Annotated in this window: 10 protein-coding genes; 4 read left to right on the top strand and 6 right to left on the bottom strand. The window is 69.9% G+C overall.

What is annotated here, in order from left to right; genetic code table 11:
- Positions 1-12: 12 nt before the first annotated feature.
- The 3 genes from ABN273_RS18800 to ABN273_RS18790 all read right to left on the bottom strand — a co-directional run bounded on the left by ABN273_RS18800 (position 13) and on the right by ABN273_RS18790 (position 4,348).
- Positions 13-2,121: an N-acetylneuraminate synthase family protein gene (locus ABN273_RS18800; protein WP_349450200.1), complete on the bottom strand. Its 2,109-nt coding sequence runs from the start codon at positions 2,119-2,121 to the stop codon at positions 13-15.
- A 71-nt stretch (positions 2,122-2,192) separates the two neighbouring features.
- A complete protein-coding gene (locus tag ABN273_RS18795; protein ID WP_349450199.1) occupies positions 2,193-2,858 on the bottom strand; it encodes a response regulator in 666 nt (221 codons plus the stop codon).
- A complete protein-coding gene (locus ABN273_RS18790; RefSeq protein WP_349450198.1) occupies positions 2,855-4,348 on the bottom strand; it encodes an ATP-binding protein in 1,494 nt (497 codons plus the stop codon). Before ABN273_RS18790 ends, ABN273_RS18795 begins: the two co-directional genes overlap by 4 nt.
- Before the next feature lie 109 nt (positions 4,349-4,457).
- On the opposite strand from ABN273_RS18790, the gene ABN273_RS18785 reads away from it, so the two are divergent.
- Positions 4,458-5,792, top strand: coding sequence for a cation:dicarboxylate symporter family transporter (locus ABN273_RS18785; protein ID WP_349450197.1), 1,335 nt, complete (start codon positions 4,458-4,460; stop codon positions 5,790-5,792).
- On the opposite strand, the gene ABN273_RS18780 is transcribed toward ABN273_RS18785, so the two are convergent.
- From ABN273_RS18780 to ABN273_RS18770, 3 genes are all read right to left on the bottom strand, one after another.
- Positions 5,789-6,610, bottom strand: a complete 822-nt coding sequence (locus tag ABN273_RS18780; RefSeq protein WP_349450196.1) for an SAM-dependent methyltransferase — start codon at positions 6,608-6,610, stop codon at positions 5,789-5,791. The two genes, ABN273_RS18785 and ABN273_RS18780, sit on opposite strands and share 4 nt — an antisense overlap.
- 46 nt (positions 6,611-6,656) lie before the next feature.
- A complete protein-coding gene (locus ABN273_RS18775; RefSeq protein WP_349450195.1) occupies positions 6,657-8,000 on the bottom strand; it encodes a sensor histidine kinase in 1,344 nt (447 codons plus the stop codon).
- 67 nt (positions 8,001-8,067) lie between these two features.
- The gene (locus ABN273_RS18770; protein WP_349450194.1) at positions 8,068-9,561 is read right to left on the bottom strand and encodes a glycoside hydrolase family 13 protein; all 1,494 of its coding nucleotides are present in this window, start codon (positions 9,559-9,561) and stop codon (positions 8,068-8,070) included.
- 295 nt (positions 9,562-9,856) lie between these two features.
- On the opposite strand from ABN273_RS18770, the gene ABN273_RS18765 reads away from it, so the two are divergent.
- The 3 genes from ABN273_RS18765 to ABN273_RS18755 are packed head-to-tail and all read left to right on the top strand — an operon-like array spanning position 9,857 to position 13,555.
- Positions 9,857-11,137, top strand: coding sequence for a sugar ABC transporter substrate-binding protein (locus tag ABN273_RS18765; protein WP_349450193.1), 1,281 nt, complete (start codon positions 9,857-9,859; stop codon positions 11,135-11,137).
- A 1-nt stretch (position 11,138) separates the two neighbouring features.
- Complete coding sequence (locus ABN273_RS18760; RefSeq protein ID WP_349450192.1) at positions 11,139-12,719, top strand: ABC transporter permease subunit; 1,581 nt, start codon at positions 11,139-11,141, stop codon at positions 12,717-12,719.
- The gene (locus ABN273_RS18755) at positions 12,716-13,555 is read left to right on the top strand and encodes a sugar ABC transporter permease (protein WP_349450191.1); all 840 of its coding nucleotides are present in this window, start codon (positions 12,716-12,718) and stop codon (positions 13,553-13,555) included. Before ABN273_RS18760 ends, ABN273_RS18755 begins: the two co-directional genes overlap by 4 nt.
- The last annotated feature ends 4 nt before the right edge of the window (positions 13,556-13,559 follow it).

Here is a 13,559-nt window from a genome sequence, read left to right as displayed (position 1 = left end):
GTGGGAACGAGGTCAGACGGTCACCCGGCGCAGGCGGGCCTTGGGGGCCTCCTCGCCGGGGAAGACGCGCTTGACGCCGTCGCCCATGGCCTGCTCGATGATGCGGATGTCGCGTACGAGGTGCTCGAGGCCGGCCGGCTCCAGCGAGGCGGCGTGGTCGGAGCCCCACATGGTGCGGTCGAGCGTGATGTGCCGCTCCACGCAGACCGCGCCGAGCGTGACCGCGGCCAGCGAGATCTGCAGGCCGCGCTCGTGGCCGGAGTAGCCGACGGGCACGCCGTAGCGCTCCTTGAGCGTGGTGATCGTGCGCAGGTTCGCCTCTTCCGGCGGGAGCGGGTACGTGGACGTCGCGTGCATCATGATCAGCTTGTCGGTGCCGAGGATCTCGACGGCCTCGTCGATCTCCGACAGCGTGGACATGCCGGTGGACAGGATGATCGGCTTGCCGGCGGCGGCCAGGGCCCGCAGCAGCTCGTGGTCGGCGACGCTGGCGGAGGCCACCTTGTGGAGGAGGACGTCCATCTCCTCCAGGAACTCCACGGAGGGCACGTCCCACGGCGAGGCGAACCAGTGCAGGCCGCGCTCGTCGCAGTATTTCGCGATCTGCCGGTACTCGTCGAAGCCGAACTCGGTGCGCTCCTTGTACTCCAGGTACGTCATCTCGCCCCACGGCGTCTGCCTGATCTGGCGCTTCTGCTCCTCGGGCACGCAGATCGCGGGGGTGCGCTTCTGGAACTTGACCGCCTGGCAGCCGGCGTCGGCCGCCACGTCGATGAGGCGGCGGGCGATGTCGAGGTCGCCGTTGTGGTTGATGCCGATCTCGCCGATCACGTACACGGGCTCGCCGTTGCCGACCAGCACGTCGCCGATCGCGACGCGCTCATGGTCGCGGCCGCTTCCGGTCTCGTTGGCTCGTCCCTCGCTCTCTCCCCCGGAGCTCCTCCGCTCCGGGCCGAGCCTGGGCCGGCTGCGGGTCTCGACGGCGGGCGGTTCGGGCCGGGCGGCCACGACGCGGTCGCACAGCTCGCGCACGGCGCCGGACCCGCCGGGCCTGGTCAGCACGGTCCTGGCGGCGGCGCGCACGCGCGGGTGGGCGTCGGGGGTGGCGACGGGCCAGCCGACCTCGGCCATCGGGCCCAGGTCGTTGACGTCGTTGCCGACGTAGGCCACCCGGGCCGGGTCGAGGCCCTCGATGGTGAGCCAGTCGCGCAGCACCGTCCGCTTGTCGGCCAGGCCCTGCAGCACGGGCACGCCCAGCTTGCGGGCGCGGGCGGCCACCACCGGGTTGTGCTCGGTGGACATGACCAGCACCTTCACCCCGGACCGCTTCAGCAGCGAGACGCCCATCCCGTCCGAGCGGCTGACCAGCACCATCTCGCGGCCGTCGGAGTCGACGTAGGCGCGGTCGTCGGTGTGCACGCCGTCGAAGTCGGTGATGACGGCGTCCACGTCGATCGGCTCGGGCTGGTCGATGAACGGGGCGAGCGCGCGCACGAGCTCCAGGTCCTCCGGGTTGTCGATCTCGATGGCGTGCTGCTGCGGCACCGGCTGGACGGCGACCTCGCCGAAGAAGCGGTGGCCGTGCTCGCGCAGGCCGGCGGTCCGCATGACGTAGAAGGCGCCGTTCTCGCGGAACTCGGGCTCGCGGTCCTGCCGGCGCTGCCTGACGGCCGGGTCGTGGTTGATCCCGGCCCCGTTCGCGGTCCACAGGAACTCGTGCGTCGGCAGCCCCGACACCACCGAGTCGGCCTCCCCGTCCAGCACCTTGCGCACCGCCGCCGACAGGTCCTTCGGGTCGATGAACGCGCTGGTGCACTGCACCAGCACGACGACCTCAGGGTCCTCGCCGAGGGCGTCGAGCGCGTGCAGCACGGCCGACTCGCTGGAGGCGGTCGCGCCGCTCAGCTCTTCAGGCCGGTCCACGACGAGCGCCCCCGCCTTGCGGGCGGTGTCGGCGATCCCCTCGTGGTCGGTGCTCACGACGACCTGGTCCACGAGTTCGGCCCGCTGGGCGGCCCGTATCGCTCGGGCGACCAGCGGAACGCCCCCGACCAGGGCGAGGTTCTTCAGGGGTACGCCCGCCGAACCTCCGCGGGCGGGAACTACGGCCAGGACTCGCAAGGTGTCTCCTCAGTGCAATGGACTGCACCCAGAAGCTAAAGGCCCGGATTGAACGGCCAGCGTCACCGTCATTAACTTTCCATGGGGATCCGGTAGAGCAACTCTGGCCGGCCCACCCCGCCGTACTGCGGGATGCGGGCCGCCACACCCAGCTCCACCAGGTATTCCAGGTAGCGGCGGGCCGTCACGCGGGACACCCCGATCGCGTCGGCCACTGCCTGCGCCGCCATGCCCTCAGGGCTGGCCCGCAGCTTGGCCGCGACCGTGTCGAGCGTGTCGCGCCTCATGCCTTTGGGCAGCTCAGAGCCGCCCCGCAGGGTGCCGAGCACGCGGTCCACGTCGCTCTGCCCGACGGCGACGCCCGCCTCCTCCTTGAACCTGGCGTAACGCGTGAGCTTTTCGAAGAGTGTCGCGTAGGTGAACGGCTTGAGCAGGTACTGGGAGATGCCGAGCGATACCGCCGAGCGGACCATGGCCAGGTCGCGGGCCGAGGTGACGGCGATCACGTCGCACATGAGCCCGCCCGCGCGGATCGCCCGGCACACCTCCAGCCCGTGCATGTCGGGCAGGTACAGGTCGAGCAGGACGAGGTCCACCGGCCTGCCGCGCAGGAAGCGCAGCGCCTCGCCGCCGGTCCTGACCACCCCGGCCACCTCGAAACCCGGCACCCGATCGACGTAGATGCGGTTGGCCTCCGCCGTGATCTCCTCGTCCTCGACGACGAGCACGGAGATCATCGCGCACGCTCCGGCAGGGGTAGCCGCACGGTGAACACCGAGCCCTCCACGTCGATGGTGCCGCCCATACGCCGGACCGACTGCCCCACCAGGGCCAGCCCGAGCCCGTGCCCGTCGCCCTTGGTGGTCCAGCCCTTGTCGAAGGCGTGGGGGTCGGCCAGCCCGGGACCGTTGTCGGCCACTGTGATCAGGACGCCTTCCCGGTCGGCGCACAGGTGCACCTCCACCTGGGAGGCCGCGTCGATGGCGTTGTCGATCAGGTTGCCCACGATCGTGACCAGCTCGCGCGGGTCGAGAGCGAGGTCGTCCAGCTCGCTGTCCTGGCTGATCACCAGCTCGACGCCGCGTTCGGCCGCCTCGGCGCTCTTTCCCAGCAGCAGCGCGGCCAGGACCGGCTCGCGGACCGCGCCGACCACCCGGTCGGTGAGCTCCTGGGCGGCCCGAAGCTCCGCCGTGCCCAGTGCCACCGCCTGTTCGGTACGGCCCAGCTCCACCAGCGTGATGACCGTGTGCAGCCGGTTGGCGGCCTCGTGGGCGGCCGAGCGCAGCGAGTCGGCGAAGCCGCGCTCGGCGTCGAGCTGCCCGGTCAGCGCCTGCAGCTCGGTGTGGTCGCGCAGGGTCACCACGGTGCCGAGCCTGCTGGCGGCGCTGTTGACGGCCAGCACCCGGTCGCCGACCAGGTGGATGCGCTCCTCGTCGTCGGCCAGCACCTCGGCAAGCCCCAGCTCGCCCACGTGCCGGCCCTCGGCGTCGGCCGGCAGGTCGAGCAGCTGACGGGCGGCGTCGTTGCACAGCGTCAGCGTGCCGTCCTTGCCCACCAGCAGCAGGCCCTCCCTGACGGCGTGCAGGACCGCGTCGTGGTGGTCGTGGATGCGGCCGAGCTCCACCGGGCCCAGGCCGTGCGTCTGGCGGCGCAGCCGCGCGGTGACCAGCCAGGTGCCGGCCGCGCCCAGCGAGAGCGCCAGCGCGACGACGAGCCCGCCCCACAGGAGCTGGTCGCGCACCCTTGCGCTGATCTTCTCGACCGTGATGCCCGCGCTCACCAGCGCCCGCACCTGGCCGCCCGACATGACGGGGGTCACCACGCGCCTGGACTCACCGAGCGTGCCGGTGTAGGTCTCGTCGAACGTCTCGCCCGCCAGCGCCCGCTCGGTGTGGCCGCGGAAACGCTTGCCGATCTCGGCGGGGTTCGGGTGGGTGTAGCGGGTGCCGTCCGGTTTCATGATGGTGACGAAGTCGACGCCCGTCTGATGGCGTACCTGCTCGGCGTACGGCTGCAGCCGTGCGGACGGGTTCGGGTCGTCGAGGGCGGCCAGCACGTCGGGCGAGGCCGCCACGCTCACCGCGACCGCCCTGGCCTTGCTGCTCGCCTCGTCGGTGAGCAGGTCACGCGCCTGCACGAGCGCGAGCACCGCGAGGCCCGCCACCGTGACGGCGACCACGAGCAGCTGCAGGACCAACATCTGTCCCGCCAGGCTCAAGCGCCGCATCTTGACACCTCTCCCGTGAACGAAACTTACTCAATGGTGACCTACGTCACTGTGAGCGTCATACTCGACTACCTAGAAGGAAATTCCATCACCGCTGGAGAAACCCCCCATGCGTGATCGCACTCGGTACCTCTATCTGGCCGTCATCGGCGCCGTTCTGCTGGGCATCCTGGTCGGATTCGTCTGGCCGGACGTCGGCAAGGAACTCAAACCACTGGGCACCGCTTTCGTGGCGCTCATCAAGATGGTGATCGGGCCGATCATCTTCTGCACGATCGTGCTCGGCATCGGCTCGGTGCGCCAGGCGGCCAAGGTCGGCAAGGTCGGCGGTCTCGCGCTCGGCTACTTCATTGTCATGTCCACGGTAGCCCTGCTCATCGGCCTGGTGGTCGGCAACGTCATCGACCCCGGCTCGGGGCTGCACCTCAGCGACGCCGCCAAGCAGGCCGCGGAGGCGCAGGCGGCCAAGGGCGGCGAGGCCAGCACGGTCGACTTCCTGCTGGGTGTCATCCCCGAGACGCTGGTGTCGGCGCTCACCGAAGGCTCGGTCCTGCAGGCGCTGCTCGTCGCAATGCTGGCCGGGTTCGCGATCCAGGCCATGGGCGACAAGGGCACGCCGATCCTGCGCGGCATCGAGCACTTCCAGCGGCTGGTGTTCCGCATCCTCGCCATGGTCATGTGGGCCGCGCCCGTCGGCGCGTTCGGCGCGATCGCCGCCGTCGTGGGCGAGACCGGGATCGAGGCGCTCAAGAGCCTGGCGATCATCATGGTCGCCTTCTACGTGACCTGCGTGCTGTTCGTCGGCGTCGTGCTGGGCACGATCCTGTGGCTGGTCGCCCGGATCAACCTGTGGTCGCTGCTGAAGTACCTGGGCCGCGAGTTCCTGCTGATCCTGTCCACCTCGTCATCGGAGACGGCCCTGCCCCGGCTCATCGCGAAGATGGAGCACCTGGGGGTCAGCAAGACCGTGGCCGGCATCACCGTGCCGACCGGCTACTCCTTCAACCTCGACGGCACCGCCATCTACCTGACCATGGCCACGCTGTTCATCGCCGAGGCCACCGGGGGACCGCTGCAGTTCGGCGAGCAGCTCGCGCTGCTGCTGTTCATGATGGTCGCCTCCAAGGGCGCCGCGGGCGTCACCGGGGCCGGGCTGGCCACGCTGGCCGGCGGGCTGCAGGCGCACCGCCCGGCGCTGGTCGACGGGGTCGGCCTCATCGTGGGCATCGACCGCTTCATGTCCGAGGCCAGGGCGCTGACGAACTTCGCCGGCAACTCGGTCGCCACCGTGCTCGTCGCCCACTGGACCGGCGAGTTCGACCGGGAGCGCGCCGGCCGGGTGCTGTCGGGGCAGGCGCCGTTCGACGAGGCGACGCTGCTCGACGAGGGCGAAGAGCCGCCGGAGCAGGGCGAGTCGGGCGACAGGGAGCTGTCGAAGGTCTAGGGTTTGCGGGCGATGCCCGCGTAGCCCATGCGGGCCAGGTCCTCGTCCAGGAAGATCGGGCTTCCGGGCTCGATGTACGGCCACGGGAGATCCGGGGCTATGCCGTTGGCCAGGTAGCCCGGCGGGATGAACTCGAAGTCGCCGAAGAAGGCGGAGATCTCCTCGCCGGGCCGCGGCCTGAACGGCAGGTTGGCCCGCTCGTAGAACTGGCTCACCCGGTCCGTCAAGGACGAGTGGGAGTCGCTGCCCACGTGGGAGATGGCGAGATAGCTGCCCGGCGCCAGCGCGTCGCGGTAGGCGGCCACGCAGCCGTGCGGGTCGTCCTCGTCGGGGATCAGATGCAGCAGGAACATCATCAGCAGGGCCACCGGGCGGTCGAAGTCCAGCAGCGCGCGGACCTCCGGGTGGGCCAGGATCTCCGTCGGCCGGCGCACGTCGCCCAGGACCATGGCCACCCGCTCGGGATCGGCCAGCAGCGCCCTGCCGTGCGTGGCGACCACCGGGTCGCTGTCCACGTAGACCACGCGGGCCTCGGGGGCGTGCATGAGGGCGACCTCGTGCACGTTCTCCTGGGCCGGCAGGCCGGAGCCGAGGTCGAGGAACTGGGTGATGCCCTGTTCGCACAGGTAACGTACGAAACGACCAATGAGCGCGCGATTCTCCCTGGTGCCGTCGCGGGTCTCCGGGACCACGCTGAGCACCAGGTCGGCCAGTTCCCTGTCGGCCTGGAAGTTGTCTTTGCCGCCCAGGAAGTAGTCGTACATGCGCGCCGCGTTGGGGATGTGCGGGTCGACGCCCTGCGGCGCTTCTTCCGTCATGACCCCATGATCTATGACATGAGCACCGGAAATCTACGAGAATCGGTCAAACGGCCGGAAGTCTCACGACGAATCTGGCGCCGCCCTTGCACTCCTCGACGGTGATCTGTCCGCGGTGAGCCATCGCGACGTCCCGCGCGATGGCCAGGCCCAGCCCCGTGCCGCCGGCGTCGCGGCTGCGGGCGGCGTCCAGGCGGGTGAAGCGCTGGAAGATGCGCTCGCGGTCCGCCACGGCGATCTCCATGCCGTCGTTCTCGACCGCCAGCACCGCCGTATCGTTGCCTTCCTTGTACACCCGGACCCGGACCCGGGTCTCGGCGTGCCGCTGGGCGTTGTCCAGCAGGTTGGTGAGGACCCTGGCGAGCTGGAGCCGTACGCCCTCGACGACGACCCCCTCGTGCAGGTCCACGTGCACGGGCACCTTGTCGCAGCGCACGGCCAGCTCCTGGCGCACCAGCTCGGCGAGGTCGACGCACTCCTTGACCACGTCCACCCGGGAGCCGATCCTGGCCAGCAGCAGCAGGTCGGTGATGATCGCCTCCAGGCGGTCGGTGTCGCGCAGCGCGCTCTCCACCAGCGCCTCGATGTCGGTGTCCTCCGGATAGAGCTGGGCGCTCTCGAGCTGGGCGCGCAGCCCGGCGATCGGGGTGCGCAGCTCGTGCGAGGCGTCCGAGGCGAACTGGCGCTGCTGCTCGGCGGAGCGTTCCAACCGGGCGAGCGTGCCGTTGACGGACTTGGCGAGCTGGGCCACCTCGTCCTGTCCCGGTGGTTGCGTGACCCGGCGGCTCAGGTCGCCGGCGTGCACGGCGTCCAGTTCGGCCCGCATGGTCGCCACCGGTCGCAACGCCCTGCCCGTGACCAGCCAGGTGGCCCACGACGCCAGCGCGATCAGGATCCCGACCTGGGTGAACACGACCAGTTCCAGGGTACGGCTGATGAGCAGGTCGGGCGTGGCGCGCCCCGCGTAGACGACGGGGGAGTCGGCGAACATGCTGACCCTGACGGCCGTGAGGTGGAGGCACTCGGTCGGCAGGCAGTTCGTCATGTTGATCAGCCGGTTCTCGGCCGTGGGGCGTATGTCGCTGAGCGGCGGCAGATTCCTGGCCGCGTCGCTGCTGGCGAGGATCTGCCCGTTGGAGCCGACTACCTGGATCAGCGGCACCGACGGGTTGGGCACCGGGATGGAGGCCCCCATGGGCAGCGCGCCGCCGCGCATCTCGTACGCGATCCGCTCGGCCGAGTCCCTGGTGTCGCGGAACACACTGGCCGACATCAGCGATCTGGTCACGACCACCCCGCCCACGGCTGCCGGAATCAGCACGAGGGCGGCTACGGCCGTCGCGATGAGGGTGACGCGTCCACGAAGGGATCGGGCCCACCAGGGTGCCACCCTGGCAGGTTACCGAGCGTGATTACCGGCATATGCCGCGTCAATGGAAAGATTCCACCAATCCGTGTCAGTGCTGGACCCAAACGGTGGTGTCCGGAGGGATCGCCCCATCGTCGGTCAGCGGGCCGCTGGACAGCAGGATCTCGCCGCCCAGGTCGAGGCGGACCGGCTCCTCGCCCGTGTTGATCACCACGACCAGCCCCGGGTCGCGCTGGATGGCCAGCACGTCCTTGGGGGAGTCGAGCCAGGTCAGCGTGCCGCCGCCGAGCGCCGGGTGCTCCTTGCGCAGCCTCAGCGCGGCCCGGTAGAGGTTCAGGGTGGAGCCGGGGTCGTCCTCCTGGGCCTCGGCCGACAGCGGCCCCCAGGAGCCGGGGATCGGCAGCCACGGGTTCCGCCAGCCGAAGCCGTCGGAGACCGTCCACGGGATCGGCACCCGGCAGCCGTCGCGGCTCTCGCCGGTGCGCCGGAACGCCGGGTCCTGGCGCAGCTCGTCCGGCAGGTCGAGCACCTCGGGCAGCCCCAGCTCCTCGCCGTTGTAGAGGTAGGCCGAGCCGGGCAGGGCCAGCATGAGCAGCGTGGCCGCCCTGGCGCGGGCCAGGCTGCCGTGGCGGGTGACGTGGCGCGGCTTGTCGTGGTTGGACAGCACCCACGTGGTGGGCGCGCCGACCAGCTCGGCCTCCTTGAGCGACTTCTCGATGACCGTGCGGAACGACTTGGCGTGGAAGTCGGCCATCATGAACTCGAAGTTGAACGCCTGGTGCAGCTCGTCGGGCCCGATGTAGCGGGCCAGCCGCTCGGGCGAGGACACCCACGCCTCGGCCACCGCCATCCGGCCGCCGGGGTAGGAGTCGAGGATCGGCCGCCACTCGCGGTAGATCTCGTGCACGCCGTCCTGGTCGAAGTAGGGCAGCTGCTCGTCGCCGAGCATCTCGGCCTGGCGGCCCTCCTTCGGCCCCACGTCGGGCAGCCCCTCGGCCTTGATCATGCCGTGCGCCACGTCGATCCTGAAGCCGTCCACGCCCCGGTCGAGCCAGAAGCGCAGGATGTCGCGGAACTCGGCGCGCACGTCGGGGTTGTCCCAGTTGAGGTCCGGCTGCTCGGGGGCGAACAGGTGGAGATACCACTGCCCGTCCGCGGCCTGCGTCCAGGCGGGGCCGCCGAAGATCGACTCCCAGTCGTTGGGCTCGTCGCGGAAGATGTAGCGCTCGCGCAGCCCGGCCTTGAACCACGGGTGCTGGTCGGAGGAGTGGTTGGGCACCAGGTCCACGATGACCCTGATGCCCTTGTCGTGGGCGTCGGCGATGAGCGCGTCGAAGTCGGCGAGCGCGCCGAACATGGGGTCCACGTCCCGGTAGTCGGCCACGTCGTAGCCGCCGTCGGCCATGGGGGAGGTGTAGAAGGGGCTCAGCCAGATGGCGTCCACGCCCAGGTCGGCGAGGTAGCCGAGGCGCTCGCGCACGCCTGCGAGGTCTCCCATGCCGTCGCCGTCGGAGTCGGCGAAGCTGCGCGGGTAGACCTGGTACACGACGGCGTCACGCCACCAGTCGTCGTTGCCGAGCATGGCTGTCCCTTTGCGTGAGATGTCGATGATGTCCTGGTGAAGGATGTCGCGTTGGTTTGCGGAGGGTCAAGCGTAATTTGCGGAAAGTTGCAGAAGTCACCTTGGCCGTGATGACGGTGCCATGTCGCGCGTGCGCGTCTCCTGCCGCGACGGGTCCCGGTGAGGATCACGTAACGCTCTTTCGCAAGTTCTTCCAATTCTTGCAAAGAGCCGCTAACGTCCCGGAAACGTTCGGCTTCTTCTTGCGGTGGCGCTCGCGCGGCGCCGCCGTTCCTCCGTGACCTCAGGAGGTCTCATGCGCAAGCGGGCTCTGGGCGTGGCCACTCTCGCGGCCCTCGCGTTCGCCGTGACGGCGTGCGGCGGTTCCCAGTCTGCTTCCCAGTCGGCTTCTTCGGCGGCACCCGGTGCGTCCGCCTCCACCTCGGCGGCCAAGAGCGGCGGCACGCTCGTGATCTGGGCCGACGCCAACCGCGTCAAGCCGCTCAAGCCCTTCGCCGACCAGTTCGGCGCCGAGAACGGCGTCAGCGTCGAGGTGAAGGAGATCAGCAAGGACAACCAGCAGACCTTCCTCACCGCCTCCCAGCAGGGCAGCGGCCCCGACATCATGATCGGCGCGCACGACTGGATCGGCAACCTCGTGCAGAACGGCGCCATCGACCCGGTGACGCTGACCGACGAGCAGAAGGCGGCCTTCTCGGCCAAGGCGATCCAGGCCGTGACGTTCAACGGGCAGATCTACGGCGCCCCGTACGCGGTGGAGAACATCGCGCTGATCCGCAACACCAAGCTCGCCCCCGAGGCGCCCGCCACGATCGAGGACCTGGTCGCCAAGGGCAAGGAGCTCAAGGCGGCCGGCAAGGTCAAGGAGGTGCTCTGCCTCCCCGTCGGCCAGAAGGGCGACGCCTTCCACGTCTACCCGATCTTCGCCTCCGCCGGTGGCGCGCTGTTCGGCACCACCCCCACCGGCGACCCCGACGCCAAGCAGGTGCTGGTCGGCTCGCCCGGCTCGGCCAAGGCGTTCGGCAAGCTGAAGGACCTGGGCGAGAAGGGCGACGGCGCGCTGCGCACGTCGATCACGAACGAGAACTACATCGTGAACTTCGCCGGCGGCAAGTGCGCCTACCTGATCTCCGGCCCGTGGGCGATCAGCGAGGTCAAGAAGGGCGGCATCCCGTACGACATCACGGCCGTCCCGGCGGTCAAGGACGGCAAGCCCGCCACCCCGTTCGTCGGCGTGCAGACGTTCTTCGTGGCCTCCAAGGGCAAGAACAAGGCGCTGGCCCAGGAGTTCGTGGCCAACTACGTGACCAACAAGGACGTCGCCAAGGCGCTGTACGAGGCCGACCCGCGGCCCCCGGCGCTGACCGCCGCCCTCCAGGAGGTCCAGGCGAGCGACCCGGACGCGGTCAAGTTCATGGACGCGGGCAAGGACGGCATGCCGATGCCGGCCATCCCCGAGATGGCGGCGATCTGGGAGCCGTTCGGCATCGCCGAGAACGCCGTCGTCAAGGGCGGCGACGCGGCCAAGGCCGCCGCGGCGGCGCAGAAGGCCATCGACGGCTCGCTCAAGCACTGACATGACGCTCGATGTGCGCGAGGCCCCGAGAAAGGGCGGGGAGACCAGGACGTCTCCACGGCCCCGCCGGGAGATCACCACCGCGTTCGTGGTGAGCAGGATCGCGGTGCTCGCCGTGACCGCCGCGATCCTGCTCTACGCCGTGCCGCCGCTGGTCGCCGCCGGGTCGTGGGTCTCGCTCGCGCTGCTGTGCGCCGCCGCCGCGGCAGTCGCCTGCCTCTACCTGACCCGCCGCTTCATCCCGGCCAAGTACCTCATCCCCGGCACCGTCTTCCTCATCGCGTTCCAGGTGTTCCCCGTCGTCTACACGGTCACCACCGCGTTCACGAACTTCGGCGACGGGCACCGCGGCGACAAGGCCGCCGCCGTCACCGCCATCGAGACCGGCTCGGTGCGGCAGGCCCCCGGCTCGCCCGAGTACGCCCTGACCGCCGCGCTGCGCGGCGACGAACTGGTGTTCCTGCTGGTCGACCCGAAGACCAAGCAGGTGCGGGTGGGCGACGCGAACGGGCTGGCGCCGCTGGCGGGGGCCCAGGTCGGCGTCACCGGCAAGGTGCTGAGCGCGCCCGGGCTGACCGTGCTCAAGGCGCCCGAGGCCGCCGCCCGTGGCCAGGAGATCTCCGCGCTGGCCGTGCCGACCGGCGACGGCGTGATCAAGGCGAACGGGCTCAGCCGGGCCGTCGAGGGCAAGGCGGCGCTCGTCTACGACGCCGGCTGCGACTGCGTGCGCGGCAACGGCGACACCTGGCGGGCCGACGAGGGGCAGGGATACTTCGTCAACGCCAAGGGCGAGCACCTGGCCCAGGGCTGGCAGGTCGGCGTCGGGTTCGACAACTTCGCACGCGTGCTGACAAACCCCACTATTTCGGGGTATTTCGCCGGGGTGCTGGGCTGGAACCTGGTCTTCGCGCTGGCCTCCGTGCTCGGCACGTTCGCACTCGGCATGTCGGTGGCGCTGGCGCTGCACCATCCACGGATGCGCGGCACCCGGTTCTACCGGATCCTGCTGATCCTGCCGTACGCGATGCCCGCCTTCGCCATGCTGCTGGTGTGGCGCGACCTGTTCAACCGTGACTTCGGCCTGGTCAACCAGCTCCTCGGGGTCGACATCGACTGGCTGGGCGAGCCGGGCACCGCCCGGCTCGGCGTGATCCTGGTCAACCTCTGGCTCGGCTTCCCGTACATGTTCCTGGTCACCACCGGAGCGCTGCAGGCCATCCCGCGCGAGCTGACCGAGGCGGCGGCCATCGACGGGGCCACGCCGTGGAAGGCGTTCCGTCGGGTCACGCTGCCGCTGCTGCTGGTCGCGCTCACACCCCTGCTGATCTCGTCGTTCGCCTACAACTTCAACAACTTCAACGCGATCGCGCTCACCACCGACGGCGGGCCGTTCCCCGCGGACAACCCGCAGGTGGGCGCCACCGACCTGCTGATCACCTACACGTTCCGGCTGGCGTTCGGGGCGGGCGGCGCGCAGTTCGGCTTCGCGGCGGCGATCTCGGTGTTCATCTTCACGATCGTGGCCGTCATCTCGGCCGTGGCGTTCCGCCGCACCCGCAAGCAGGAGGAGGTCTACGCGTGAAGCTCGCCCTCAGGCATGCCTTCGTGCTGGTCGTGTGCGCGTTCGCGATCTTCCCGGTGCTGTTCGTGCTCTCGGCCGCGATCAACCCCATGGGCACGCTGGCCTCCACCGACCTGCTGCCCACCGGGGCCAGCCTGGCCAACTTCGCCAATCTGCTGAGCTCCGACAGCTACCCGTTCGCCCGATGGTTCGCCAACTCGGTGTTCATCGCGCTGGCGTCGTCGTTCGCGAGCCTGCTGCTGTCGATGTTCGCCGCGTACGCCTTCAGCCGCATGCGCTTCGCGGGCCGCCGGGTGGGGCTGCTGGCGCTGCTGCTCATCCAGATGTTCCCGCAGTTCCTGGCCATCGTGACGATCTTCATGATCTTCACCAGGGTGACCGAGCTGTATCCCGCCTTCGGGTTCAACACCGTGTGGGGCCTCATCCTGCTCTACCTCGGCGGCGCGCTCGGCGTGAACACCTGGCTGATGAAGGGCTTCCTCGACACCGTGCCGAAGGAGCTGGACGAGGCCGCCACCGTGGACGGCGCCACGCACGCGCAGATCTTCTGGCGGGTCATCATGCCGCTGGTCACGCCGATCCTCGCGGTCACGGCGCTGCTGGCGTTCATCGGCACGATGAGCGAGTTCCTCATGGCGAACGTGTTCCTGCGCGACCCCGACAGCAAGACCCTCGCCGTCGGCATGTACGGCATGATCGCCGGCGACCACCGCAACGCGAACTTCGGCATGTTCGCCGCGGGCACGTTGCTTACCGCCATTCCCACCGTGGGTGTGTTCCTCTGGTTGCAGAAGTACATCGTCTCCGGGCTCACCGCCGGGGCTGTCAAGGGATAGGTTC

Origin of the sequence: Nonomuraea sp. B19D2 (assembly GCF_040137845.1) — a bacterium.
In the GTDB taxonomy this organism is placed as follows: domain Bacteria; phylum Actinomycetota; class Actinomycetes; order Streptosporangiales; family Streptosporangiaceae; genus Nonomuraea.
This window is presented reverse-complemented; position numbering and strand designations above follow the sequence as displayed.